11 protein-coding genes and 1 pseudogene are annotated in these 26,577 nt (G+C 74.9%); 2 read left to right on the forward strand and 10 right to left on the reverse strand.

All coding sequences use genetic code 11. The annotated features are described in order from the left end of the window. Positions 1-23 precede the first annotated feature (23 nt). The 4 genes from ACLQ2V_RS24860 to ACLQ2V_RS24875 form a co-directional block, all read right to left on the reverse strand. Entirely contained in the window at positions 24-6,200 is a 6,177-nt protein-coding gene (locus tag ACLQ2V_RS24860) for an amino acid adenylation domain-containing protein (RefSeq protein WP_425720989.1), read from the reverse strand. 597 nt (positions 6,201-6,797) lie between these two features. Beyond that, positions 6,798-18,056, reverse strand: a complete 11,259-nt coding sequence (locus ACLQ2V_RS24865; RefSeq protein WP_425720990.1) for an amino acid adenylation domain-containing protein — start codon at positions 18,054-18,056, stop codon at positions 6,798-6,800. Next, positions 18,053-19,291: an MFS transporter gene (locus ACLQ2V_RS24870; protein ID WP_425720991.1), complete on the reverse strand. Its 1,239-nt coding sequence runs from the start codon at positions 19,289-19,291 to the stop codon at positions 18,053-18,055. Before ACLQ2V_RS24870 ends, ACLQ2V_RS24865 begins: the two co-directional genes overlap by 4 nt. A 120-nt stretch (positions 19,292-19,411) precedes the next feature. Further along, complete coding sequence (locus ACLQ2V_RS24875; RefSeq protein WP_425720992.1) at positions 19,412-19,957, reverse strand: RNA 2'-phosphotransferase; 546 nt, start codon at positions 19,955-19,957, stop codon at positions 19,412-19,414. A 115-nt stretch (positions 19,958-20,072) separates the two neighbouring features. On the opposite strand from ACLQ2V_RS24875, the gene smpB reads away from it, so the two are divergent. Then, the gene (gene smpB / locus ACLQ2V_RS24880; RefSeq protein ID WP_425720993.1) at positions 20,073-20,561 is read left to right on the forward strand and encodes an SsrA-binding protein SmpB; all 489 of its coding nucleotides are present in this window, start codon (positions 20,073-20,075) and stop codon (positions 20,559-20,561) included. 51 nt (positions 20,562-20,612) lie between these two features. Here smpB and ACLQ2V_RS24885 read toward each other — a convergent pair whose 3' ends face one another. The 5 genes and pseudogenes from ACLQ2V_RS24885 to ACLQ2V_RS24905 form a co-directional block, all read right to left on the reverse strand. Further along, positions 20,613-21,389 carry a sulfite exporter TauE/SafE family protein gene (locus tag ACLQ2V_RS24885; protein ID WP_425720994.1) on the reverse strand — a complete coding sequence of 259 codons (777 nt, stop codon included), beginning with the start codon at positions 21,387-21,389 and terminating at the stop codon, positions 20,613-20,615. A gap of 48 nt (positions 21,390-21,437) precedes the next feature. Beyond that, positions 21,438-22,028, reverse strand: coding sequence for a rhodanese-like domain-containing protein (locus ACLQ2V_RS24890; protein WP_425720995.1), 591 nt, complete (start codon positions 22,026-22,028; stop codon positions 21,438-21,440). Positions 22,029-22,051: 23 nt separating this feature from the next. Then, a complete protein-coding gene (locus tag ACLQ2V_RS24895; protein WP_425720996.1) occupies positions 22,052-23,446 on the reverse strand; it encodes a rhodanese-like domain-containing protein in 1,395 nt (464 codons plus the stop codon). Between the two features lie 179 nt (positions 23,447-23,625). Next, the gene (locus ACLQ2V_RS24900; RefSeq protein WP_425721037.1) at positions 23,626-23,889 is read right to left on the reverse strand and encodes a metal-sensitive transcriptional regulator; all 264 of its coding nucleotides are present in this window, start codon (positions 23,887-23,889) and stop codon (positions 23,626-23,628) included. A 164-nt stretch (positions 23,890-24,053) separates the two neighbouring features. Beyond that, positions 24,054-25,250, reverse strand: a pseudogene (locus ACLQ2V_RS24905) (RtcB family protein); the annotation flags it as partial. A gap of 376 nt (positions 25,251-25,626) precedes the next feature. Between ACLQ2V_RS24905 and ACLQ2V_RS24910 the strand changes: the two are divergent. Next, a complete protein-coding gene (locus tag ACLQ2V_RS24910) occupies positions 25,627-26,040 on the forward strand; it encodes an ankyrin repeat domain-containing protein (RefSeq protein WP_425720997.1) in 414 nt (137 codons plus the stop codon). 13 nt (positions 26,041-26,053) lie between these two features. Here ACLQ2V_RS24910 and ACLQ2V_RS24915 read toward each other — a convergent pair whose 3' ends face one another. After that, the gene (locus tag ACLQ2V_RS24915) at positions 26,054-26,443 is read right to left on the reverse strand and encodes a hypothetical protein (protein WP_425720998.1); all 390 of its coding nucleotides are present in this window, start codon (positions 26,441-26,443) and stop codon (positions 26,054-26,056) included. Positions 26,444-26,577 lie beyond the last annotated feature (134 nt).

A 26,577-nucleotide genomic window follows, 5' to 3' on the forward strand; every position in this document is an offset into this window, starting at 1 on the left:
CGCCGTCGCCTCTTTCCGCTCGCTCATGCCTGCTGCTCCTTGAGTGCCTGCTCGACGTCCTCGCTGGTCATCGCCGCGATCTCGGCCATCAGCCGCTCCTCGACGGCGACCGCGAGCCGGGCCACGGTGGGCCGCTCGAAGAGGGTGCGTACGCCCACGTCGCAGCCGAAGACCGCGCGCAGCCGGATGCTGACCCGGGTGGCCAGCAGGGAGTGCCCGCCGAGGTGGAAGAAGTTGTCGTGGACGCCGATCCGGTCGACCTGGAGGACCTGCCGCCAGACGTCGGCGATGGCCTCCTCGGTCGGGTTGCGCGGGCCCTCGAACGCGTCGGTCGGCTCGGGGCGGTGCCCCTCCGGGTCCGGCAACCGGTCCCGATCCACCTTCCCGCCCACCGTGCGCGGCAACTCCTCGACCGCGATCACCACCGCCGGGACCAGGTACTCCGGCAGCCGATCGGCCAACCAGCCCCGCACCGCCGACACGTCCGCGCCCTCCCCGGCCAGGTACGCCACCAACCGGTCCTGCCAGGCCACCACCACCGCGTCGCGCACCGCCGGATGCTCCCGAAGCCGGGACTCCACCTCACCGACCTCGACCCGGAACCCCCGCACCTTCACCTGACCATCAACCCGCCCCACGAACTCCAACTGCCCGTCACCACGCCACCGCACCAGATCCCCGGTCCCATACAACCGGCCACCAGCGACGCGGCCGAAGGGGTCCGGGACGAACCGCTCCCCGGTCAGCCCCGGCCGACCCAGGTAACCCCGCGCCAACAGGCCACCACCGACGAAGAGCTCCCCCACCGCGCCCACCGGCACCTCCGCGAGGGCCCCGTTCAGCACGTACAACTGCCGGTCTCCCACCGCCCGACCGATCGGCACCACACCATCCACACCCGACGGCACGTCGTACACGGTGGCGCTGATGGTCGTCTCGGTCGGGCCGTAGGTGTTGACCACGGCCGTGTCGGGGAAGTGCCGGTGCCACCAGGCCAGGTCGGCCGGGCGGGCGGCGTCGCCGCCGAGGATCAGCAGCCGCAGGTGGGTGGGGCTCCAGGTGGGCGAGGTGGTGCCGTCGCCGGAGACCTCGGCGATCAACTCGGTGAGGTAGGCGGGGACGACCTCCATCACGGTGACCCGGTGCCGCTCGACGTCGGCGACGAGCCGGTCGGGGGCGAGGAGGCCGTGTTCGGGGAGGACGAGCGCCGCGCCGCAGCTCAACGCCGGGAAGATCTGCTCCACCGACGCGTCGAACGCCAACGACGCGAACTGCAACACCCGATCCGCCGGCCCCAGACCAAACCGCCGCCGCATCCGACCCACATGACCCGCCATCGCACCCCGGCAGACCCCCACCCCCTTCGGCCGACCCGTCGACCCCGACGTATAGATCACGTAGGCGAGCTGGGCGGCGTCGGGGGCAATGCCCAGGTCGTCGTCGCGGCCACCGTCGGGCAACCCACCGTCCAACACCGTGCCGATACCCGCATCCGCCACCACCAGGTCCACGCGCTCCGCCGGCCAGGCCGGATCGATCGGCACGTACGCCCCACCCGCCTTCAACACCCCCAGCACCGCCGCGAGCATGTCCACGCCACGACGCAACCGCACCCCCACCGGCACCTCGGCCGACACACCCCGGCCCCGCAACCACCACGCCACCCGATTCGCCCGCGCGTTCAACTCCCCATACGACACCGACTCACCACCCGCGATTACCGCCACCGCGTCCGGAACCCGACGCGCCCGCTCCTCGAACGACACCACCGCATCCGAAACCCGACCCGCCACCTCACCCGCACCGAAGCGACGCAACAACGCCACCTCACCCGCCGGCAACCCCAGCCCGCCCACCCGCGCACCCGGCGACGCCACCACCGCCGCCAACAACTCCCGACACCGCGCCACCAACCGCGCCACCGTCACCGCATCGAACAGGTCCGTGCGGTACTGCACGAAGCCGCCGGCCGACCCGGGGTCGGTGGTGAAGGTGAACATCAGGTCGAACTTCGTGACGTCGAAGGGGATCTCGGCGGGCCGCAGCCGGGCGGCGCCGAGGCGCGGCGACGCGATGGAGCGCACCTCGAGGTCGAACATGGCCTGGAACAGCGGGGACCGGCTCAGGTCCCGGTCGGGGCGCAACTCCTCCACCACCCGCTCGAAGGGCATCTCCTGGTGCTGGTACGCGTCCAGGGCGTGGTCGCGGACCCGGCCCAGCAGCTCCGTGAAGGTCGGGTCGCCGGCCAGGTCGGCGCGCATGACCAGGGTGTTGACGAAGAACCCGATGACGTTCTCCACCTCGGGGCGGGTCCGCCCGGCGACGGGCACCCCGATGCCGAAGTCGGCCTGCCCGCTCCACCGGCCCAGCAATACCTGGAACGCCGCCAGCAACGTCATGTAGAGCGTCGCCCCGTGCTCCCGACCCAACCGCTCCAGACCGGTCACCAGCTCCGGTTCCAGGGTGAACTCGTAGGTGGCCCCCAGCCAGGACGGCTGGGCCGGGCGCGGCCGGTCGGTGGGCAGCTCCAGCGCCGGCAACCCGGCCAGCCGGTCTCGCCAGTGGCCCAGCTCCGCGTCGAGTCGGTCGCCGCTGAGCTCCTGGCGCTGCCAGCCGGCGTAGTCGGCGTACTGGACGGGCAGGTCGGGCAGGGTGTCGCCGTCGTAGAGGGCGCTGAGCTCCCGCACCAGCACCCCCATCGACCAGCCGTCGGAGACGATGTGGTGCATCGCCAGCACCAGCAGGTGGTCGCGCGCGCCGAGCTGCCAGACCAGGGCCCGGAACAGCGGCCCGGTGGCCAGGTCGAAGGGGCGGTGCAGCTCGTCGCCGGCCTGCCGGACCGCCACGTCGTACGCGTCGGGCAGGTGCCGCACGTCGTGCCAGGTGGCGGCGACGTCGGCGGTGGTGGCGACCCGCTGCACGGGCTGCGCGTCGACGACCGGGAAGGTGGTGCGCAGCGACTCGTGCCGGGCGACGAGCCGGCGCAGCGCCCCATCGAGACGCGCGGGGTCGAGGTTGCCGTCGACCCGCCAGGCCAGGGCGGCCATGTAGTCGGGGGCGTCGGGTTCGAGCCGGTGCAGGAACCACATGCGTTCCTGGGCGAAGGAGAGCGGGAAGTCGCCGCTGCGCACGAGCCGGCCGATCTGCGCGGGGACGGCCTGCGGCCGGGCCGGCGGCAGGGCGGCGGCGAACTCGGCGATGGTCGGGTGCTCGAAGAAGCCGCGCACGTCGACGGGGCGGTCGAGGGCCTTGACCAGGCGGGCCACGGCGAGGGTGGCCAGCAGGGAGTGCCCGCCCAGGTCGAAGAAGTTGTCGTGGACGCCGATCCGGTCGACCTGGAGGACCTGCCGCCAGACGTCGGCGATGGCCTCCTCGGTCGGGTTACGCGGGCCCTCGAAGGCGTCGGTCGGCTCGGGCCGGTGCCCCTCCGGGTCCGGCAGCCGCTCCCGGTCCACCTTCCCGCCCACCGTGCGCGGCAACTCCTCGACCACGATCACCACCGCCGGGACCAGGTACTCCGGCAGCCGATCGGCCAACCAGCCCCGCACCGCCGACACGTCCGCGCCCTCCCCGGCCAGGTACGCCACCAACCGGTCCTGCCAGGCCACCACCACCGCGTCGCGCACCGCCGGATGCTCCCGAAGCCGGGACTCCACCTCACCGACCTCGACCCGGAACCCCCGCACCTTCACCTGACCATCAACCCGCCCCACGAACTCCAACTGCCCGTCACCACGCCACCGCACCAGATCCCCGGTCCCATACAACCGGCCACCAGCGACGCGGCCGAAGGGGTCCGGGACGAACCGCTCCCCGGTCAGCCCCGGCCGACCCAGGTAACCCCGCGCCAACAGGCCACCACCGACGAAGAGCTCCCCCACCGCACCCACCGGCACCTCCGCGAGGGCCCCGTTCAGCACGTACAACTGCCGGTCCCCCACCGCCCGACCGATCGGCACCACACCATCCACACCCGACGGCACGTCGTACACGGTCGAGGTGACGATCGACTCGGTCGGCCCGTACGCGTTGAGGACCGCGACGTCCGGGCAGTGGGCCGCGAAGCGGGCCGCGTCGGCGGGGCGGGCCACGTCGCCGCCGAGGATCATCAGCCGCAGCCGGGCGGGGGCGACGCCACCCCGCTCGGTCAGCTCGGCGACCAGCTCACCGAAGTACGCCGGGGGCAGGTTGGCGACGGTGACGTCGTGCCGGCCGAGCAGCGGCAGCAGCGTCGCCGGGGCGACCAGGCCGTGTTCGGGTAGGACGAGCGCCGCGCCGCAGCTCAACGCCGGGAAGATCTGCTCCACCGACGCGTCGAACGCCAACGACGCGAACTGCAACACCCGATCCGCCGGCCCCAGACCAAACCGCCGCCGCATCCGACCCACGTGACCCGCCATCGCACCCCGGCAGACCCCCACCCCCTTCGGCCGACCCGTCGACCCCGACGTGTAGATCACGTAGGCGAGCTGGGCGGCGTCGGGGGCAATGCCCAGGTCGTCGTCGCGGCCGCCGTCGGGCAACCCACCGGCCAACACCGTGCCGATACCCGCATCCGCCACCACCAGGTCCACGCGCTCCGCCGGCCAGGCCGGATCGATCGGCACGTACGCCCCACCGGCCTTCAACACCCCCAGCACCGCCGCGAGCATGTCCACGCCCCGACGCAACCGCACCCCCACCGGCACCTCGGCCGACACACCCCGGCCCCGCAACCACCACGCCACCCGATTCGCCCGCGCGTTCAACTCCCCATACGACACCGACTCACCACCCGCGATTACCGCCACCGCGTCCGGAACCCGACGCGCCCGCTCCTCGAACGACACCACCGCATCCACCACCCGACCCGCCACCTCACCCGCACCGAAGCGACGCAACAACGCCACCTCACCCGCCGGCAACCCCAGCCCGCCCACCCGCGCACCCGGCGACGCCACCACCGCCGCCAACAACTCCCGACACCGCGCCACCAACCGCGCCACCGTCACCGCATCGAACAGGTCCGTGCGGTAGACGACGGTCATCGCCAGCTCGCCGTCGCGCGGCTGGGCGAAGAGGGAGACCGCGAAGAGCGCCTTGGGGCGGCCGGCCTCGAAGTCGGTGAAGCGCAGCGTGCCGGCCCGGTCGTCGGGGGTCGGCACGTTCTGCATGGCGAACCACGCGTCGATCAGCGAGTCGGTGTCCGGCCGCTCCGGGCGCAGCTCCCGGACCACCCGCTCGTACGGCACGTCCTGGTGGTCGAGGGCGTCGAGGGCGTCGTCGGCGACCCGGGAGAGCAGCTCCGCGAAGGTGGGGTCGTCGCCCAGGTCGGCGCGCATGACCAGGGTGTTGACGAAGAGGCCGATGAGGTTCTCCACCTCGGGGCGGCTGCGCCCGGCGACCGGGGTGCCGATCCCGAAGTCGGCCTGCCCGCTCCAGCGGCCCAGCAACACCTGGAACGCCGCCAGCAACGTCATGTAGAGCGTCGCCCCGTGCTCCCGACCCAGCCGCTCCAGGCCCGCCACCAGCTCCGCGTCGAGGGTGAACTCGCACATGCCGCCCGCCGAGGAGGGCTGGGCCGGGCGCGGCCGGTCGGTGGGCAGCTCCAGCGCCGGCAGCCCGGCCAGCCGGTCCCGCCAGTACCGGACGTCGCCGGCGAGGCGGTCGCCGTCGAGTTCGCGGCGCTGGGCCTCGGCGAAGTCGGCGTACCGCACGGGCAGGTCGGGCAGGGTGTCGCCGTCGTAGAGGGCACCCAGCTCCCGCACCAGCAGCCCCATCGACCAGCCGTCGGAGACGATGTGGTGCAGCGCCACCAGCAGCACGTGCTCGGTGTCGCTCAGCCGCCACACCACCACCCGCAGCAGCGGGCCGGTGGCCAGGTCGAACGGGCGCCGGGCCTCCGCCTGCGCCGCGCGCTCCACGTCGTCGGTCGACGCCGCGTCGCGCCAGTCGACCGGGGCGTCGAGGTGGTCGGCGACCAGGGCGCGGGGCACGCCGTCGCGTTCCACGAAGCGGGTGCGCAGCGAGTCGTGCCGGGCCACCAGCGCGGCCAGCGCGCCGGCCAGCCGGTCGCGCTCCAGCGGGCCGTGCACCCGCCACATCGGCGTCGCGACGTACGCGGTGCCGCGACCGCCCTCCAGCCGGTCGAGGAACCACATGCGGTGCTGAGCGAAGGACGGCGCGTACTCGGCGTCGACACGCTCTTCGAACTGGCGCAATTTAAACAGCTCCTCAGCGGCAAAGGGCAGGAGGTCGTCGGTAAATGCGGGCGTTAATGTGCTCGAAATCAACGGACAACCGCAGGGTCCAGCCCCGGACGGAATGGACGCAATCAGTTCCGGGCATGCCGAACAACCGGAGCGAGTTGAGTCAGCAACTCATCCGGGTGAACGCATGTCATCGGTGAAGATGGCCCAGCGAGGGCGGTGATCGCCCCCCTCAACGAGGGTTTGTCCGTTTCTGACCACTAACCAGAGACCTTTTCCACATTCCCCCAAAAGCCTTTTCGGTCCCTCAGTCGATGGCCGCGACAGTTCCCCCGATGTTCGCCAGCCGTGACCATTTTGCATCGCACCCGGTAGGTGGTCAATGCGCGAGCTGTCAGCATCCCGACCAGCCGGCGACAGTTACCCGTCGACGGAATCCAATAGCGGACGCGCTTATGATCATGGCTTGCAACGTTGTACCTGGTGGATCGGCAGATCAACTCGCCGCCACCGGGGCGCGGCTCGCCCCGGCCCGCCGGCCACGTGTCATGGCTCACTGTCGACCGAGCGCTCACTCAGCGGGACAGCCGTCTCATGCTGAGCCATCGATCAGTCTGAGGGGCCTCGGGGTGCCACCGCTGAAGCGAGGATCTCGACGTACCGGCGGCACCGGGCGGCGACGGTCGCCTCGTCGAACAGCTCGGTGGAGTACTCGACGGCACCCCGCAGGCCCGCGCCGGCCGGGGTGACCATCACCGCCCAGTCCCGACGCGCGCAGTCCAACCCCTGATCGGTGACCTCCGCGACCAGGCCGGGCAGACGCAGCGTGGGCATCCCCGGGTTCCAGGCGAAGAGCGCGCTGGCGAACGGCGGCGCATCCCCCAGCCGCCAGGCGGGGTCGAGGGCGGCGTAGAGCAGCGGCAGCGGGGCCGGCTGGTGCCGCACCGCGTCGAGGAACACCGCGTCGAACCGCGCCGCGAGGTCGACCAGCGGCTCCCCGTCGACCAGCCGCACCCGCAGCGGCAGGGTGCTGGTGAACAGGCCGACCAACGGTTCCACCTCGCGGCGGTCCCGGTGGGCGTATGGGCAGGCCAGCAGGACGTCGCGGGTCCCGGTCAGCTCACCGACCAGCCGCGCGTACCCGGCGGCCAGCAGCGGGAACAACGTCAGGCCGGCGGCGGCGGCGCGCCGGGTCAGCCGATCGGTCAGCTCGGCGGGCACGTCGAAGGCGTACTCCGCGCCGCCGGAGGGCGCGGCCCGGCGCGGCCGGTCGGTGGGCAACGCCATGGACCGGGACGACCCGGCGAGGGTGTCCCGCCAGTGGTCGAGCACCGCCGGCGGCACCCCGGCCGCCCGCTGCTGGCGCGCGTAGTCCACGTACCGCAGCTTCGGTGTGCGCTCGGGTGGCAGGCCCCGGTAGCCGCGCGCCAACTCGTCGAGGAGCTGGAGCATCGACCAGCCGTCCCCGCAGAGATGGTGCACGACCATCAGCAGCACCCAGCGGTCGTCGGCCAGCCGGGCGAGGCGGGCCCGCAGCCACGGCCCGTCGGCCGGGAACGCCTCCCGGCCGACCGCCACGCACCAGGCCCGCGCCCCGGCGGCGTCGACTCCGGCGAGGTCCACCACCGGCACCGGGACCGGGCGATGGGCCAGCACCTCCTGCACCGCGGTGCCGTCGCGGGCCACCACGCGGGTACGCAGGGCCTCGTGCCGGGCGACGAGACCGTCGACGGCCGCCGTCAGGGCGGCCACGTCGAGCCGGCCGGCGAGGTCGACGCGTACGGCCATGTAGCCGGTCGCCGGGTCGGCGGCCAGGCGCTGCCGGTGCCACATGAACTCCTGCTGGTACGTCACCGGCCCTCGGTCCCGCACCGGCCCGCCACGATCGGCGACGGCGGAGCTCGGCCCTGCGGAGCTCGGCCCGCCGGAATCGGCGGCGGGGCTCGGCCCGCTCGAATCGACGGCGGCGAACGCCGGACCGGCGGGATCGGCGGCCATCGCCCGGACCCCGGGGCTGCGCAGCACCCGGTCGACCCCCACCTCGACGCCGAGGGTGTCGCGCAGCCGGTTGGCCAGGCGCACCGCGCCCAGCGAGTCGCCGCCCGCCGCGAAGAAGGAGACGTCCAGGGGGACGCGGGCCACGCCGAGTTCCGCGCACCAGGCGTCGTGCACGAGCCGTTCCCGACCCGGGCGGGGCTCCTCCCCCGCCGCCGGCGCGGCCGGCGCCGGAAGCCGCGAGACGTCGATCTTGCCGGTGTCCCCGACGGGTAGGGCGTCCAGCACCCGCCAGGCGCGGGGAACGAGGTGCGCCGGCAGCCGGTCGCCCAGCTCGGCGGCGAGCCGGGCGGACGGGTCCCCGGTGGCCTCGTCGTCGAGCACGACGTACCCGGCGAGGTAGGGCTCGTCGCGGTCGTGGCGGGCGACGACGGCGGCCTGACGTACCCCCGGCAGGGCGGCCAGCGCGGCGGCGGCCTCGCCCGGCTCGACCCGGTGCCCGGCGATCTTCACCTGGTCGTCGACCCGGCCGAGGAACTCCAGCGTGCCGTCGCCCCGGAGCCGGACCAGGTCCCCGGTCCGGTACATCCGGGCCCCGGGCGTCGCGGCGAACGGGTCGGGCAGGAACGCCGCCGCGGTCGCGGCGGGGCGCCCCAGGTAGCCCCGCGCCAGCCCGCTGCCGCCGACGTGCAGCTCACCGACCGCGCCGGGCGGCACCGCCGCCCCGGCCCGGTCCAGCACGTACAACCGGCGGTGGTCCACCGGCCGGCCGATGTCGACCGGGCCGACGCCCTCGGCCCGCACCGGGCCGGCGGTGGTGACGACGGCGGCCTCGGTCGGGCCGTACGCGTTGAGCACGGTCGCCGGATAGCCGACGGGCGGGCGGCGGCGCAGCTGGCTGCCGCCGACCACCAGGGTCCGCACGGTCGGGGCGAGCGGCGTCGGGAGCGCCAGCACCAGCTCGGCCAGGGGTGCCGGCAGGAAGGCCACGGTGACCCCGGCGCGTCGCCACTGGTGGACCAGCCGCGCCGGGTCGGCGCGCACCCGCGCCGGCACCAGGTGCAGCGCCGCCCCGGCGGCGAGCGTCGGGTGGATCTCGGCGAGGTTCGCGTCGAACCCGAGGCCGAGGGCGTGCGCCACGGTGTCCGCGCCGGTCAGGGCCAGGGCCCGTACGTGCCAGTCGACGACGTCCACGGCGGCCCGGTGCGGCACCCCCACCAGCCGGGGGCGGCCGGTCGAGCCGGAGGTGTAGACGCACCAGGCGAGGTGGTCGGGGCCGGCGGCGTCGACCGGGTCGGGCAGGCCGGGCCCGGCGGGCTCCTCCACCAGCATCCGCACCACCGGGGCCGGCCGGGCCGCCGGATCGGCCGGTCGGGTCGGGTCGACGACACCGGCGGTGGTCAGCAGCAGGCGGGCGCCGCTGTCGGCCAGCAGGTCACGCAGCCGGGCCACCGGCAGGTCCGGGTCCAACGGCAGGAACGCCGCGCCGGCCAGCAACACGCCGAGCTGCGCGGCGACCAGCTCCGGCCGGCGCGGCAGCAGCACGGCCACGACGTCGTCCGCGCCGACGCCGTGCGCGGCGATCCGGCGGGCCAGGTCCCGGGCCCGCTCGCGCAGCCCCCGGTACGTCCACCGCTGCTCCCCGGCGGTCACCGCCACCGCCTCCGGGGTCCGGTCGGCCTGCCGGCCGAAGAGGTCGTGCAGCCGGTCGGCGGCGGGCGCGGGGCACGCCCCGATCGGCCGGTCGGCGGGGTCGGCGAGGCGGGCGGCCAGCCGGGACAGCGCCGTGCCCGGCTCACGGGTCAGCACGTCGAGCAGCCGGTGCAGCTGATCGAGCAGCCGCTGGACGGTCGCCCCGTCCAGCACCTCCGTGCGGTACTCCACGTGGGCGCGCAGCGTCGGGCCGTGCGACAGGTAGACCATCAGGTCGACCGGCGCCTTGTCCAGCCCCGCCGGCAGGGGCACGGCGGTCACGCCCGGCAGGTCGAAGACGAACGCCTCCGGGCCGCTCTCGTACTCGACGACCACGTTGAACAGGGGGTGCCGGCCGACCTGGCGGGGCGGGTCCACCGCGCGCACCAGGGCGTCGAACGGCACGCCGTCGTGCTGGTACCCGTCGGCGGCGGTGGCCCGGACCCGGGCGAGCAGGTCGCGGAAGGTCGGGTCGCCGGTGAGGTCCAGCCGCAGCGGGAGGGTCCGGACGAAGAAGCCGACCAGGTCGGCGCTGCGCTCGTCGCGGCCCGAGGTGCCGGTGCCGATCACCAGGTCGGCCTGGCCGGTGAACCGGAACAGCAGCACCCCGAACGCGCTGAGCAGGGTGGTGAACGGGGTGACCCGCTCGTCCCGGCTGAAGCGCCGTACCCGCTCGGCCAGCTCGGCGGGGAACTCGCGGAAGACGCTGCGGCCCGCCGCCGAGGGCAGGGCCGGGCGGGGCAGGTCGGAGGGGATGACCAGGGCCGGCGGGGGCGCATCGAGCTGGCCCCGCCAGTAGGCCAGGTCACGCTCGTCGGGTTCGCCCGCGTCGGCCGTCGCCAGCTGCGGGTAGCCGACCGCCAGCGGGGGCAGCTGCGGGGCGACGCCGGCCACCCGGGCCCGGTAGCAGGCCGAGACCTCCCGGGTCAGCACGGCGTACGAACCGCCGTCGGTGGATAGGTGGTGGAACGCCAGCACCAGCACGTGGTGGGTGGCGGAGAAGCGCAGCAGCGTGAAGGCGAAGACCGGGCCCCGGGCCAGGTCGAACACCCGTCGGCTCTCGGCGGCCAGCGCGGCCCGGACCGCCGCGTCCTCGGCCTCGCCGACGTGCTCGCGCACCGGGCACCGCACCGGCATCCGCGCGTGGACGACCTGCCGGGGTTCCCCGTCGACCTCGGTGTAGCTGGTGCGCAGCGGGTCGTGCCGGTCGACCACGTCCTGCAACGCGCCGCGCAGCGCCGCATGGTCGAGCGGGCCGACCAGCCGCACGGCCACCGCCTCGTTGTAGGCCGGGGTGCCCGGTTCCAGCGTCTCCACCAGCCACAACCGGCGCTGCGCCGCCGACAGCGGCGCGGTTACCACCGGCGGGACCACCTGGGGCGGGGTGGCCCCGGACGAGATGGCCAGGGGTCGGGCGGGGCGGGCCGGGGTGGCCCGGCGCAGGGCGTCCAGCGCCGGGAGGCCGGCGCGGACCGCGTCGGCCGGCAGGCCGAAGTCGACGAAGCAGGCGATCTCGTCGGCACCGGCGTCGAGCACCGCCTCGACCACCGACCGGCAGCTGCCCGGGGAGCCGATGAGGGCCCGCTGCGCGCAGTACCGCTCGTAGGCGCGCGACAGCACGAACCGGACGTCGTCCTCGTGGGTGTCGGCCAGGTCGATGTTCATGCCGAGGCTGTTGACCACCTGCCCGAGCAGGCCGAAGGAGGAGCGCAGGTACGCGCAGAACGGCTCGAACGCCTCGGCGCGGGCCCGTTCGGCGTCCTCGCCCAGGTAGGTGTGCAGCAGCACCACCACCCGCCCGCCGGCCGGGTCCAGCGCGTGCTCGGCGCGGGTACGCCGGTACAGGGCGATGTTCTCGGCGAGCCGCGCCACGTCCTGCGTCATCAGGTTGGTGACCACGCCGACGTCGCGACGGGCGGCCTCCCGGTAGCTGTCGGGGTTGCCGACGATCGCGGTGAACACCGGCGGCTCGGCCTGCACCGGCCGGGGGAACAGGCGCACCTCGATCTCCTCGCCGCTGCCCGAGCGGGCCGGCACCGCCTCCCCGCGCCACAGCCGCCGGACGGTCTCCAGGTGCTCGTACATGACCTCCTTGTGCCGGCCGAAGTGCTCGGGGGCGAAGACGAAGTCGTTGGCATGCCAGCCGGGGGCGCAGCCGAGCCCGATCCGGCCGCCGGAGAGGTTGTCCACCATGGACCACTCCTCGGCCACCCGCACGGGATGGTGCAGGGGCAGCACCACCGACCCGGCGTTGAGCCGGATCCGCCGGGTCCGCGCCGCCAGGGCGGCGGCCAGCACCGACGGGTTGGGGAAGAGGCCGCCGAAGGAGTGGAAGTGCCGCTCCGGCATCCAGAGCGCGTGGAAGCCGTGCGCGTCGGCGAACTCGGCCGCGTCGAGCAGCACCCCGTACTTGTCCCGACCGTCCTGGTCCGGGTAGTCGCCGAAGAAGTAGAGGCTGAAGTCGACGGTCCGTCCCGGCGCGTCGCTCTTCTCGGCCGTGGCCACCGGCCCGGCCACCGGCGGCGCAACCGGCCCCGGTGTCACCACCGCCGGGCGCGGGGTCGTACCCGCCGGTGGTGGCACCGCCGGGCCGGCAGCCGGGCCCGGTGCCGGGCTCGACAGCGGGGCGGCCGGCGGGCTCGGTGGCGGGGCGGCCGGCGGGCTCGTGGGCGGCGCGGCCGGCGGGCTCGTGGGCGGCGCGGCGACCGCCGAGGGTACGGCCGGCGGGGGCGGGGCGGTTGCGCTGCCGCCGTGCCCCGCAGCGGCACCGAGCAGGGCGAGCTGCTGTCCCATCAGGTCGAGCTGCCGGTGGATGATGCCCGCCAGCTCGCCCGAAGTCGGCCGGTCCGCTCCCCCGGCCGCGCCCTGGGACGGCGTTGTGGTCTCGCCGTGAGACGGCGTTCCGGTCTCGGTCGGAGTTGTCGGTCCCGGTGCCGCCCCCGCCGGCGCGGTCGGGCTCGCGGGCGCGGTGACCTCTGGAGGGTCGGCCGGCCGGCCGGTGGCGGCCGTCGCGGTCTCGGGCGCGACGGTCGCAGCCGGGTGCGCCGGTGAGGCTGCGGTGATCGCCTCGGCCAGCCGGCGGGGGGTGTCCACGGTGGTGAAGAGGTCCCGCACCGGCACCCGGACGGCAAAGGCGCGGTCGACCTCCCGGGCCATCCCGATCAGCAGGAGCGAGTCGGCGCCCAGGGCGAAGAAGCTCTGGTCGGGGCCCACCTCGGCGACGGCCATACCGAGCCGTTCGGCGGTCAGCGCCCGGACCCGCTCCAGCACCGGCCCGACCGCCTCCGCCACCCGAGGCGAAGCGGCGGCGGACTCGGCCGGGACGGCAGGGACGGCAGGGACGGCAGAAACGGCAGAAACGGCGGGCGCGACCGGCGGTTGCGGTGCCGACCAGAAGCGGCGGCGCTGGAAGGGGTAGGCGGGCAGCGTGACCCGCCGGCCGCCGTGGCCGTCGGCGAGCGCCGCCCAGTCCAGCGCGGTGCCCGCGACGTGCAGCTCCGCCGCCGCCCGCCACAGCCCCTCGGCCGGCCCCAGGCCGCGACGCTGCGACGGCACCCAGCGCGGCGTCGGCCCGGCCGCCTCGGAAAGGGTGGTGAGCAGGCCGTCGGCACCCGCCTCGACCACCGTGCGGCAGCCCGACGCGGCCAGGGTGGCGACGGCCTCGTGCCACCGCACCGGCTCGCGCGCATGCCGGCACAGGTGCTCGGCGTCGGGCCGCCACCCGGGCGGGCGCATCCGGCCGTCGAGGGCGCTGACCACCGGCAACCGGGTGGGTCGGAAGGTGACCTTCTCGGCCAGCGCCCGGAGACGGTCCAGCACCGGCTCCACGGCGACCGAGTGGAACGCCCGGTCCACCGCCAGCCGCCGGGTCGGCACCCCGAGCCGGTGGGCCCGGCCCACGGCGGCGGCGACCTCGGCGGGCGGCCCGGCGAGCACGTGCCGGTCGGGGGCGTTGACCACCGCCAGCTCCAGCGCCGACCCTGCCAGCAGGTCGGCCACCACGGGCCGGTCGGCGAGCACCGCCAGCATCTCCCCCGGCGCCACGTGCTCGGCCATCAGCCGGCCCCGGTGGGCGGCCAGCCGGACGGCGTCGGCGAGGGAGAGCGCGCCCGCGACGACCAGCGCCGGGTACTCCCCGAGGCTGTGCCCGAGGACGTGGTCGACGGCCAGGCCCCACGAGCGCCACAGCTCGGCCAGCGCCACCCCGGCGGCGACCAGCGCCGGCTGACCGACGTCGGTGGGACGGCCGGTGGGGGGTCGTTGCCCGCGCAGTCGGGCGATCAGGTCCCCGCCGACGGCCTCCCGGTACGCCTCGGCGGCCTCGTCGAGCGTCGCCCGGACGACCGGGAACCGTGCCGCCAGCGGCAGCAGCACGTCGCGCACGTCGCCCTGGCCGGGGAAGGCCAGGGCGATCGGCCCGGCGCCGTCGCCGCCCGCGTCGCCCGTGACCACGTCGGCCGACAGACCGGCGGCGTGCCGGCCCAGGGCGTCGGCCAGCGCGGCGGGCGAGTCGCCGAGGGCGACCAGGCGGTGCCGCAGGTGGCGGCGGCCCACGCCGGCGGTCAGCACCAGGTCCGCCAGCGGCGGCGGGTCGGCACGCAGCCGGTCCTCGTACGCCAGGACGAGCGCGGTCAGCGCCGCCGGGTCCGCCGCGGAGAGCGGGAGCAGGCCGGGGACCGGGGTCGACGGCTCGTCGCGGCGGGGCGGCACGGGCGGCGGCTCCTCGACGATCACGTGGGCGTTGGTGCCACCCACGCCGAGGGCGCTGACCGCCGCCCGCCGGGGCGTCGCGGTGGCCGGCCAGTCGCGGGCGACGGTGGTGACGGTGAACGGCCCGTCGACCAGGCCCAGCGCGGGGTTCGGCCGGGCGAAGTTGAGCTGGGGCGCGATGCGGCCGGAGCGGACGGTCAGCACGGCCTTGACCAGCCCGGCCATCCCGGCGCAGCTGTCCAGGTGCCCGATGTTGGCCTTGACCGAGCCGAGGAACGCCCGCGCCGGCGCGTACGCCTGCGCGAGGGCGTGGTGTTCGACCGGGTCGCCGAGGGCGGTGCCGGTGCCGTGCGCCTCGACGTACCCGACCGAGGCCGCCGGCACCCCCGCGTCGCGCAGCGCCCGCCGGACGACGTCCACCTGCCCCGGCACCCCCGGCGCGGTGTAGCCGACCTTGCCGGCCCCGTCGTTGTTGACCGCCGAGCCGAGGAGCACCGCGTGGATGCGGTCGCCGTCGGCCAGCGCCCGGTCCAGCGGCTTCAGCACCACGGCCGCCACCCCGTTGCCGCCCACGGTGCCGTCGGCGTCGGCGTCGAAGGGCCGGCACCGGCCGTGCGCGGACAGGATCGAGCCGGGGGTGTGCCGGTGCCCGGTGACCTGCGGGACGTGCACCGCCACCGCGCCCGCCACGGCGACGTCGGCGTCGCCGACGAGCAGGGCGCGCGCCGCCAGGTGCACCGCGACCAGCGAGGTGGAGCAGGCGGTCTGCACGGTCACGGCGGGACCGGTCAACCCCAGCCGGTACGCGACCCGGCTGGCCAGGAAGTCGGGTTGGTTGCCCAGCGCCGCGCCGATCGAGGTGGCCGGGTCGGCCGATTCGACGGCCCACGCGAGCTGGTGGCGCAGGTAGGTGTGGTGCGGGTACAGGTTCATTCCGCCGCCCGCGTACACGCCGATGCGCCGGCCGTCGCTTTCGGCGGGGTAGCCGGCGTCCTCCAGCGCGTGGTGGCAGGTCTCAAGGAAGAGGCGGTGCTGCGGATCCAACAGCTCGGCCTCGCGCGGGCTGACGCCGAAGAAGCCGGCGTCGAAGCCGGCGACGTCGTCCAGGACGCCACTGGCGGCCACCAGGTCCGGGGCGCGCAGGGTCTCCTCGGGCACCCCGGCGGCGGCCAATTCCTCGGGGGTGAAGTGGCGGATGCTCTCCACCCCGGCGAGCAGCCGCGCCCAGTACTCGTCCACGTCGGCCGCGCCGGGGAACCGGGCAGCCATCCCGATGACCGCGATCCGCCGCCCCGTGCCCGGTTGCGGCGACGACGCGGACTCGGGCGACGGCGCGGAGAAAGACGGCGCGGGCTCGGGCGGCGACGCGGACTCGGGCGGCGACGCGAAGTCCGGCAGCGGCACGGTGGCGAGGTGGGCGCTGAGCGCGTCGACGGTGGGGTGGGCGAAGAGCGTCGGCTGCGGAATCGCGTACCCCAGGGCCTGTTCCAGCCGGGCCCGCAGCCGGACGATCTCGACGCTTCCGATGCCCAGCTCGTAGAAGGGCCGGTCGGTCTCGGCGGGGCGGCCGAGGACGTCGGCGAGCGCCTCGCGGACGACCGCCCGTACCGCCGCCCGGCCGGGACCGGACGGCGCCCGTGCCCCCGCCGCAACCGGCGGCTCGGCGTCGCGGCCGTTGCCCCCCGCCGCAGCGCCGCCCGACCCGTTGGCCCCCGCCGGGGCGGCGTCGGGGCGCTCGGGCGGGAAGCCGCCGGCGAGCAGCCGCCGCCGCAGCTCCGCCCGCTGGACCTTCCCCCCGGTCGTACGCGGGAACTCCTCTTCGGCGACGGCCACCACCCGCCCCGGGACGACCTGCCAGCGGCGGGCCACCGCCGCGACGACGGCGGCGCTCACCTGCCGCGCCGGCTCGGCGGCCGTGGGTTCGGGGACGTGGAAGAGCGCCAGGGTCTCGGTGCCGGTGCGGGGGTCGGGCACGCCCACGGCGGCGACGAGCCCGGCGCGCACCCCGGAGATCCCGCCGACCACCCGCTCGATCTCGTGGCAGGGAATGTTCTGGCCGTTGAGGATGAGCAGGTCCTTGGCCCGGCCGGTGATGGTGAGCACGCCGTCGCGCAGGTACCCCCGGTCGCCGGTCTCCAGCCAGTCGCCGTCGGGGAAGGCCGCCCGGGTCGCCTCGGGGTCGCCGAGGTAGCCGGGGGTGACCCGGGCGGCGGAGCGGATCTGCACCCGGCCGACGCGCCCCTCGGGGACCACCGCGCCGTCGGCGTCGACGATCCGCAGGGTGGCCCCGGGCGCGGGGCGGCCGACGGCGAGCAGTTCGGTGCACTCGTCGTCGGCCGCGTCGCCGGCGACCCACTGCACGTCGCCGTCGAGGCTGGCCGTGCGGACCCGCTGCCGGCAGCCCGGCTCGGTGAACGACATGAAGGTGATCGCGGTGTGGGTCTCGGAGAGCCCCCAGGCCGGGGTCAGCACCGCCGCCGGCAACCCGGTCGCGGCGACGAACGCGTCGAAGGTCTCCGGCAGGCACTGCTCGCCGCCGCTGACCAGCCGCCGCAGCCCGCCGAGGTCCGCGTGCCGGCCGGGGGTGCGGGTCAGCGCGTCGGCGACCAGCCGCAGGGCGAAGTTCGGCGCCCAGCTGTGCGTGACGCCGTGCCGGGCCATCAGCTCCAGCCAGCGTGTCGGCTCCGCGAGCACCCACTCCGTGGCGACCTGCACGGAGTCGGCGCCGAGGAACACCCCGCCGAGGTGGTACAGGAGCAGGCCGGCGACGTGGTCCAGCGGCAGCCAGTTGAGCAGCACGTCGCCCGGCCCGATGTCGAGCATCTCGCGGGCGCCGACGGCGTACTCGGCCAGGCCCCGGTGGGTCAGCGGAATGATCTTCGGCGTGCCGGTGCTGCCGGACGACAGTTGCAGCACGGCCACCGCGTCGGGGTCGCCCGCGCCCTCGACCGGCGACGCCCCGGCGGCGTCGGCCGCCGTCAGCAGCTCCGGCACGGTGAGCACGGTCGCGGCCGCTGGGAGGTTGGTCAGCCCCGCGAGGTCCTCGACGCCGGCGACGACGGGCGGGGCGTCGAGGGCCCGCCAGGCGTGCCGCAGCCCGGCCAGGGCGGGATTGTCGGCGTCGTAGCCGGCCGGGGCGCCGACGGTCAGCGGCAGCGCGCCGCCGAGCACGCAGCCCCAGAACACCGGCCAGTACTGCGCGCCGGAGCTGATCCGCAGGATCACCGGCGAGCCGGGGGCGACCCCGCGCGCCCGCAGGCCGGCCCGCACCACCCGGGCGCGGGCCAGCAGCGTCGGGTGATCGAGGAACACCTCCCGGCCGGCGGCGTCGACCACCCGGATGCCGGCGTCGGGGAACTCCCGGGCCGCCCGCAGCAACGCCTCGCCCAGCGTCCGGGGAGACGCCGCGTCGTCGGGCAGGTCGCCGCCGTGGCTGACGGCGGGGCGGCGGGCGGGCTGCGCGGGGGTCACGGCGTCACCTCGACGGGTCGTGGGGGCGGCGAATCGGACCGGTCGGCCGGCCGGCGGAACATGCACACGAGCAGGAAGGTGAGGGCCACCGCGAAGGCCGCCCCGTGGGCCACGGCGACGACCGCCAGCGGGGCCACCCGGTCCAGCGCGACGGCGCAGCCGATCATGCCGAGGCCGAAGCCGGCGTTCTGGGCGGCGCTGGCGAAGCCGAACAGCCGGGGCCGGATTGCCTCGTCGACCGCCTGGAGCCGGGTGGTGTAGCCGATCTCGGCGTAGCCGTCCGCCGCCCCCGCCGCGAGGCTCAACGGCACCAGCAGCCACAGCGGCGGGTCGGTGAAGGCGAGCACGAAGAAGACCGACATCAGGCAGGTCGCGACGCCGAAGGCCGACGCGGAACCCACCGCGCCGCCGGGGCGGGCGGCCAGCCGGGCGCACCACCGGCCGGCGGCCAGGGCACCCACCGCCCAGGAGGTCATGAAGACGGCGGCGTACCAGGCGGGCGAGTCGGGGCGGACCAGGGTGGCCTGCACCGGGATGCCGACGTTGTGCGAGGCGGAGCCGAACGCGTCGGCGGCGCGCACCCCGATCATCGCCACCACCACCGGCGCGACCGCCCGCAGCACCCCGAAACCGGCCAGGGCGCGCGGCCCGGCCGGTGCCGCCGTCGCGGGTGCCGCGCCCGGCCGGCGGGCCGTCACCCGGGCCAGCAGGGCGGCGGAGAGCGCGTACGTGCCGGCGTCGATCGCAAACGCCGTCTGGTAGCCGAACCGGGCGACCAGGATGCCCGCCGAGGCGAAGCCGAGCAGCATCGCCACCGACCGGGCCGACACCACCCGGGCATTGGCGCGGGCCCGCCGGTCGCCGCCGGCCAGCTCGGGCAGCTCGCTGCGCAGCGCGACCCCCCAGAGGGTCTGCCCGCCGCCGAGCACCACGGCGAGCAGGTAGAGCAGCGGCGGCCCGGCCCCGGCGGGGGCGGCGACCAGCAGCACCAGGGACAGCGCCGAGAGCAGGTCGGCGCCGATCATCAGCCGGGTACGCCGGTGCCGGCCGGCCAGCAGCCCGCTCAGCGGGCCCATGAGGAAGCCGGCGGTCAGCCGGACGGCCATGAACAGGCCGGTCTGCACGGCCGACCCGGTCACCTCGAGGGTGAACAGCCCCAGCGCCACCAGGTTCAGGTAGCTGCCGTACGTCGACACCGCGTGGGCGGCCACGACAAGCCGCAGGTCGCGCGCCACACGCCGGCCGTCGGCCTCTTCCCCCACTGAACGGTCCCCATGCCTGTCGATTCCCCCGAGTTGCTGATCCTGCCGGGCGACGGGACGACTTTCAATGGCGAACGCGTTTTCGGCTCTTCGCTATCGTCCCGGAGTCAGGTAGCGGGCGGGGACGGCCTCGGTCAGCCACACCCCGTTGGCGCTGCGGTGGAAGAGGTGCCCGTCGCGGGCCATCGCCGCCGCCGCCACGGTGAAGATCACCGTGGGGCCGCCGCGCCGCGCCCCGACCCGACGGGCGGTCTCCACGTCGGCGGAAAGGTGGACGTGGTGCCTGCCGCCCCGGTGCAGCCCGGTCGCCACGATCGAGTCCAGGGCGGCGGCCCCGGTGCCGTGGTACAGCCGCTCGGGCGGGACCTCCGCCGGCAACTCCAGCTCCACCGGGATGGAGTGGCCCTGGTTGGCCCGGATCCGGTCGGCCCCGTCGGGGCCGCGCTCCACCGCGAAGCGCTGCTTGTCGCACTCGGCGACCACCTCGTCGAGGGCGTCGCGCCCCACCCGCAGGGCGGCCAGCAGGTCGTCCACCGCGACCCAGCCGGCCCGGTCCGGCGTGAGGCCCAGCCGGTGCGGCTCGTGCCGCAGCGCCAGGGACATCCGCTTGCTCAACCTGACCCGCGCGCGGTGATCCATCCCGGGATTGTGGCCGGCCTGCGGCGCGACGTGCCACCCGTTATCCGAAGGCGACGGGTCCGCGCGGCTGCTAGCGTCTCGCGTTGACGTGCAACCACAAACGGGGAGGCCAGAGGTGCCCAGGGAGACCGGACGCACCCTCGTCGCGTCGAACAAGAAGGCCCGGCACGACTACGACATCCTCAAGACGTACGAGGCGGGGCTGGTGCTCGTCGGCACCGAGGTGAAGTCGCTGCGGGCCGGGCGGGTCTCCCTGGTCGACGCCTTCGCCCAGGAGAGCGACGGCGAGCTGCTGCTGCACGGCCTGCACATCGCCGAGTACGGCTTCGGCACCTGGACCAACCACCAGCCCCGCCGGACCCGCAAGCTGCTGTTGCGCCGCATCGAGATCGACCGGATCCTCGACCGGGTACGCGAGGGCGGGCTGACCCTCGTGCCGCTGTCGCTGTACTTCTCCGACGGCTGGGCGAAGGTCGAGCTGGCCCTGGCGAAGGGCCGCAGGTCGTACGACAAGCGGCAGGCGATCGCCGAGCGCGACGCCAAGCGGGAGATCGCCCGGGAGTTCGGTCGCCGACTCAAGGGCGCCCGCGCCCGCCGCCCCTGAGCCGTTGCACCGTCAGGGCGACAGTTGCGGTGTGAGCCGACCTCGGGGTGCTCAGGCCGCGCCGGGGTTGACGATCGCCTGGATGCCGACGAATGCGGCGACGACGAAGACGAGCCAGGCGAAGACGCGTTGCAGCCGTTGGGCGGGCAGCCTGGGCGCGATCCGGCCGGCGGCCAGCGAGCCGATGATCGCGGCGAGGGTGAACGCCACGGCGATGCCGTAGTCGACGGTCGCGTCACCGGCATGCGCCGCGAATCCGGCTGCGGAGTTGGCCACGATGACGACCAGCGACGTGGCGACGGCGGCGGGCATGGTCAGGCCGAGCAGCAAGACGAGGGCGGGGATGACGAGGAAACCGCCGCCGACGCCGAACAGGCCGGTGAGGAAGCCGACAGCCAGGCCCACGGCGATGGATTTCGGGAGGCAGCCTCGCCAGTTGACGCCGCCGTCGGGCAGGGCACAGTCTCCGCCGGAGTCGTCGGTGTCGCGCAGCATCCGCCACCCGGCGACCACCATCAGCACGGCGAAGCCGACCAGGACCGTCCGCGGGTCGAGCATCCGGTTGACGGCGGCACCGGCGAACGCCGCCGCGGCGCCGGTGCCGCCGATGATTCCCGCGATGCGCCACTGCACCAGCCCGGCCCCCAGGCGCGGGAGCAGTGCGGTGGCCGACGAGATGCCGACCACCAGCAGCGACGTGGGGACGGCGGCGGCGAGAGTCAGGCCGGCGCCGTAGACCAGGGCGGGAACGGCGAGGAGCGAGCCACCGCCGCCGAGCAGACCGAGCAGGATCCCGATGAGCGCGCCGAACCCGATCGAGGCGATCATGACGGGACCCGGCCCGGCCGGCATCGACTGCGTGGATACGGCACGGGACTACCGCCGGTCGCCGGTCAGGGCGGTGACGACCTGGTCGAGATCGGTGCGCGGGCCCCGGTTGTACGGCAGCTTGGCCAGCAGCATGCCCATCGCGCAGGTGTTGGTCAGCGCCGCGACCGTGAGACCGGCACCGATGAAGCCGGCCACCCACTTCACCGGCTCCACGAGGGTGCTGGCGAGCACGGCCAGCAGCACGATACCGCCGGCGACCAGGCGGACCTGCCGTTCCAGGTCCCAGCGCGGCTTGCCGGTGGTCACCGGGGCGCGCGCGGCCTGCCAGGCGGTGATGCCGCCGGTGAGCACCCGCAGGTTCGGCAGGCCCGCGCCGGCGAGGGCCTGTTCGGCCTGGGCGGCGCGTTGCCCGGAGCGGCAGACCAGGACCACCTGCTCGTCGAGGTGGCTGCGCAGTTCGTCGCGGTGTTCGCGCAGCAGGTCCAGGGGCACGTTGTAGGAGCCGGGGATGTGCGCGGTCTCGAACTCCGCCGGGGTACGCACGTCGATCAGCCGCAACGCGTGGCCGTCGGTGAGCAGGTGTTGCAGGGCGGGGACGTCGAGTGCGGCGGGGATCCCGGTTGGTGTGGTGGTCATGTGCTGCGTTCTCCTGTTCTGTCTCAGTTACCGGCAACGATGGGTAGGCCGGCGTCGGCGGCGTCGGCGTAGGCGTCGTCGATGTGCACGACCTGGCGGCCGGCGCGTTGCAGCAGGCTGGCGGCGGCTGCGGCGCGGTAGCCGGAGCCGCAGTGCACCCAGACCGTGCCGGCGGGCACGTCGGCACCCCGGGCAGGCAGGTCGGGCAGCGGGATGTGCACGGCGCCGTCGATGTGGTCGGTGCGCCACTCGTTGCTCATCCGTACGTCGAGCAGCACGTCGACGGCGGGCAGCCCGCGCGGCGGGGTGCCGGCACGGGCGGCGGCCAGGTCGGCGAAGGTGGCCGTGGTCAGCCGGGAGAGGCGGGTGTCGTCGCCAGCGGCCCACTGCTCGGGGCTGCCGGAGGCCGCGGCGGCGGGCCGATCGATGCCGATGCGGGCCAGTTCCCGCTGCGCGTCGGCGACCTGCTGTTCGCTGTCACCCAGCAGGGTGAGCGGCGCACCCCACGGGGCCATCCAGGCCAGCCACGTCGACATCGGCCCGTCCAGGCCGAAGCTGAGGGTGCCGGTCAGGTGCCCGTGCGCGAATGCCTTGCGCGAACGCAGGTCGACCACCCACTCGCCGTCCGCGATCCGCCGGCCCAGTTCGGCAGGGTCGGCGGCGGCGACCGGGGTGAGGTCGATCAGGTCGGCGCCAGCGGTGTTGCGGGCACCCATGTGCGCGTAGTACGCCGGATAGGCGTCGAGCCCCGCGAGGGTCTGCGCGACGAAGTCGTCGGTTTCCAGCCGCAGCGCCGGGTTGGCGGTGCGCTCCCGGCCGATGGTCGACTCCGTGGCGTTCGACTGGGTGGCCGAGCAGAAGCTGCCGAAGCCGTGGGTGGGCCACACCTGGGCACCGTCGGGCAGCAGGTCCGCCAGCCGCCGCACCGAGGCGTGCTGCTGTGCGGCCAGGTCGTGCGCGTGCTGCTGGCCGAGCAGGTCGGTGCGCCCGGTGGTGCCGAACAGCAGCGATCCGCCGGTGAACACGCCGGCCGGGCCGTCGTCGCCGTCGAGGACGTACGACAGGTGGTGGAAGGTGTGCCCGGGCGTGGCCACGACCCGCAGCCGGATCCTCTCCGACACGATGATCTCGTCACCGTCGGCCACCGGCCGCCGCCCGAAGCCGACCTCGTCGGCACCGGCGATCAGGTAGGTCGCGCCGGTCAGCCGGGCCAGGGCCAGGCCGCCGGAGACGTAGTCGTTGTGCAGATGGGTCTCGGCGACGTACGTGATCCGCACGCCGAGCCGGCCGGCCAGGGCCAGCATCCGGTCGATGTCGCGCTGCGGGTCCACCACGATCGCCACCTGCCCGTCGTGGGCCAGATAGCTGCGGTCACCCAGGGACGAGGTCTGCACGACCTCCACACTCAGTTCAGTCACTGCTGCCTCTCCTTGGCTCTGACTCTGTGGTGGGCCAGCGGCCGGTCGCGACTTCTGCCATGAAGTAATTTCTAGACTCCAGCCAGTGCATACCCCTGGGGGTATCCGAAACGCACAGTCCCGCGCACATCGGGGCGGAACTCGCCGGCAACCTGGCGACGGGCCCGGACGAAAATGGATCAGGAAAGGGACAGGAAGAGCTTCTCGAGCTCCTCGTCGCTCATCGGCGGCTCCTCGCCGCGCTCGCGGGCGGCCTGACACTCCCGCATACCCGTCGCGATGATTTTGAAGCCCGCCCGGTCGACAGCGCTGGACACTGCCGCCAACTGGGTGAGGACCCGCTTGCAGTCGTCACCGTTCTCGATCATCGAAATCACCGCGCCCAACTGCCCCTGCGCCCGCTTCAACCGGGTCAGCGCATCCCTGAGCAGGACCGGACTCATCTCCACAGCACCCACCTCCTGTCACCATGGCCAACATACCCCAGGGGGTATCTGTTCCGGGACGGTCGTGACCCGTGTCGCACGTTCATGATCACGGCCGTTCGCCCGCTCCGCCGGGCCACGGGGGCGCCCGGCCGCCGCCCGGCGCCGGCCGGGACTGGGCAACCCGTCACCCCGAGCACCAGCTTGCGGTGGGGGCCCACCACGCCCCGCTCCTCCGGGTGGGCGCTCACACGCGGGATGTCCTTGTACGCCGAGGGGATCTCGTCGACCACCCCGGCGTCCTTGCGGCACTCCACCCCGGCGGTCTGCCGCACCAGGTCCTCCGTGCTGTACGTCCGCTTCGCCTGCCCGCGCGACATCCGCCGCCCCGCCCCGTGCGAGGCGGAGCAGTACGCGTCCGGGTTGCCCTTGCCGCGCACGACGTACGAGCCGGTGCCCATCGAGCCGGGGATGATGCCAAGGTCCCCCGCGCCGGCCCGGATCGCGCCCTTGCGGGTGACCAGCACGTCCACCCCGCCGTACGTCTCCTCCGCCACATAGTTGTGGTGGCAGGAGATCGGCTCGTCGAAGCTCACCTGCGGGAACTCGTCGCGCACCACGTTGCAGAGCAGGGCCACCATCACCGCGCGGTTGCGGCGGGCGTACTCCTGCGCCCACCACAGGTCCCGCCGGTACGCCGCCATCTCCGGCGTGCCGGCGAGGAAGACCGCCAGGTCCCGGTCGGGCAGGTCGGCGTTGTGCGGCAGCCTCCGCGCGACGCCGATGTGCCGCTCCGCCAGCTCCTTGCCGATGTTGCGCGACCCGGAGTGCAGCATCAACCAGACCCGGCCGGCGTCTGCGCCGCCCTGCTCCAGGCAGACCTCGATGAAGTGGTTGCCGCCGCCGAGGGTGCCCAGCTGCCGCTGGGCGCGGCCCTCCAGCTGGGCCACCCGGCGGTCGAGGGTGCCGAAGCGCTCCCAGAAGTCCGCCCAGCCGCGCTGCTCCAGCCCGCGTACCCGACGCGGGTCGATCGGGTCGTCGCGCTTGGCGAAGCCCACCGGGATGGCGGCCTCGATCGCGGCGCGCAGCCCGGCGAGGTCGTCGGGCAGGTCGGCCGCCGTGAGCGAGGTCCGCACGGCCGACATGCCGCAGCCGATGTCCACGCCGACGGCGGCCGGCGAGACCGCCTGGCGCATCGCGATCACCGAGCCGACGGTCGCGCCCTTGCCGAAGTGGACGTCGGGCATGACCGCGACGCCCTCGACCCAGGGCAGCGCGCCGATGTTGCGCAGCTGCTGGGCGGCCTGCGGCTCGATGCCGTACGGATCGGTCCAGACCCGGACGGGTGCCCGGGTGCCCGGAAGCGGGGTGAAAGCCATCGCGTCTCTCCTTGTTCGGTGCGGGATGCCCGCCGCAGGCCCGGAGAAACAAGAAACCGCCCGGCCCCCGGCGAGGGGAATGGGCGGTGCGCGTGGGTCACGCCGGCGCTATCCGCGCCACCACCCGAAGTCTCGGCGCTGCCGCCGGCACGAGGTTGGTGTGCCGGGGAGCAGCGGGGCACCGCCGCGCGGCTTGCGCCGGGCGGCCTCGGTGCGGTTGCGCTGCGACACGGCGTCCCCCCTGATCCTGCTCGCGCTGACCTTGCTTGCCTGAGTGAACGTAGGCCAGGCGCGCGGCGCCCGCAACGCCGTTTCGGCACCGGTCCGCCGACCGCGGCCCCGGTCGCCGCTCACCGCACGACCTAGGCTGGCGACCGTGACCAGGCGGCGGCGCAAGAAGCTCACGAAGCGCCTGATGGATGCGGTACGACACGGGGACAGCGCCGCCGTGGGCGCGATCCTGCGTGCCGGAGCGGACCCCAACCACGCAGACCGTGACGGCACCACTCCCCTCTACCAGGCGTCCGTGGGCGGCACGGCGGAGATCGTGCGGCAGTTCCTCACCGCCGGCGCGGCACCCGATGCCGAGAGCGGGCACGGTGACGAGGGCACGCCCCTCTGCGCCGCCGCAGCGTGGGGACACGGCGACGTCGTACGTGCCCTCCTCGACCACGGCGCCGACCCGAGCCGGCGCGAAGACCACGGGACCGGCTGCTCGCCGCTGGACTGGGCAGCACGTGGGGCACACTCGCAGGCGGTCGAGCTGCTTATGGCCGCCCGCAGCCGTTGACCCCCGACCGTGCTCAGACGACGGTGGTGTTGTCGCCCTCGGTGGCGTGGTCGAAGTGGAAGCGGGCGCGCAGCTCGGCCAGCCCCACGCCGACCCGCCAGGCGTCGGCGATCCGCACGACCTGGTCCAGGTCGGTGGTGTCGCAGTGGGCCCGGCACCCGTCGACGCCCGAAATGTCGATCATGAAGTAGCGGGCCTGCGACCCCAGCGCCACGGAGATCCGGCCCCGCTCGCAGGTCAGCTCGGCGCAGGTGAACCGGCTGCGGCCCTGCTCGGGCGCGCTGATCCGGCCCACGTCGACCAGGCAGCGGGTGGCGGCCAGGGCCAGCGCGGACGCGAGCCCACCCAGCTCCACCAGGTCGGGATAGAGGCGCACACCCAGGGCGGTCGACACGTCGCTCATCACTGACTCCCACTTCGCTGTGACAGGTCGGCAGCGCGGACGTTACCTCCTGGTAAACGGGGTAGCTAGCCTCGGCGCGGTCCCGCCGGCAAATTGGTGCCCGGCGGGTCGCGGGGTCCATGCCCCCGCGGGTC

Origin of the sequence: Micromonospora sp. DT233 (assembly GCF_049841815.1) — a bacterium.
GTDB lineage: Bacteria > Actinomycetota > Actinomycetes > Mycobacteriales > Micromonosporaceae > Micromonospora.

What these genes read in the sequence shown, in the direction of transcription:
- ACLQ2V_RS24875 (WP_425720992.1), bottom strand. Translation starts at nt 19,957, where the DNA reads ATGGATCACCGCGCGCGGGTCAGGTTGAGCAAGCGGATGTCCCTGGCG.
- ACLQ2V_RS24885 (WP_425720994.1), bottom strand. Translation starts at nt 21,389, where the DNA reads ATGATCGCCTCGATCGGGTTCGGCGCGCTCATCGGGATCCTGCTCGGT.
- ACLQ2V_RS24890 (WP_425720995.1), bottom strand. Translation starts at nt 22,028, where the DNA reads ATGACCACCACACCAACCGGGATCCCCGCCGCACTCGACGTCCCCGCC.
- ACLQ2V_RS24900 (WP_425721037.1), bottom strand. Translation starts at nt 23,889, where the DNA reads ATGAGTCCGGTCCTGCTCAGGGATGCGCTGACCCGGTTGAAGCGGGCG.
- ACLQ2V_RS24915 (WP_425720998.1), bottom strand. Translation starts at nt 26,443, where the DNA reads ATGAGCGACGTGTCGACCGCCCTGGGTGTGCGCCTCTATCCCGACCTG.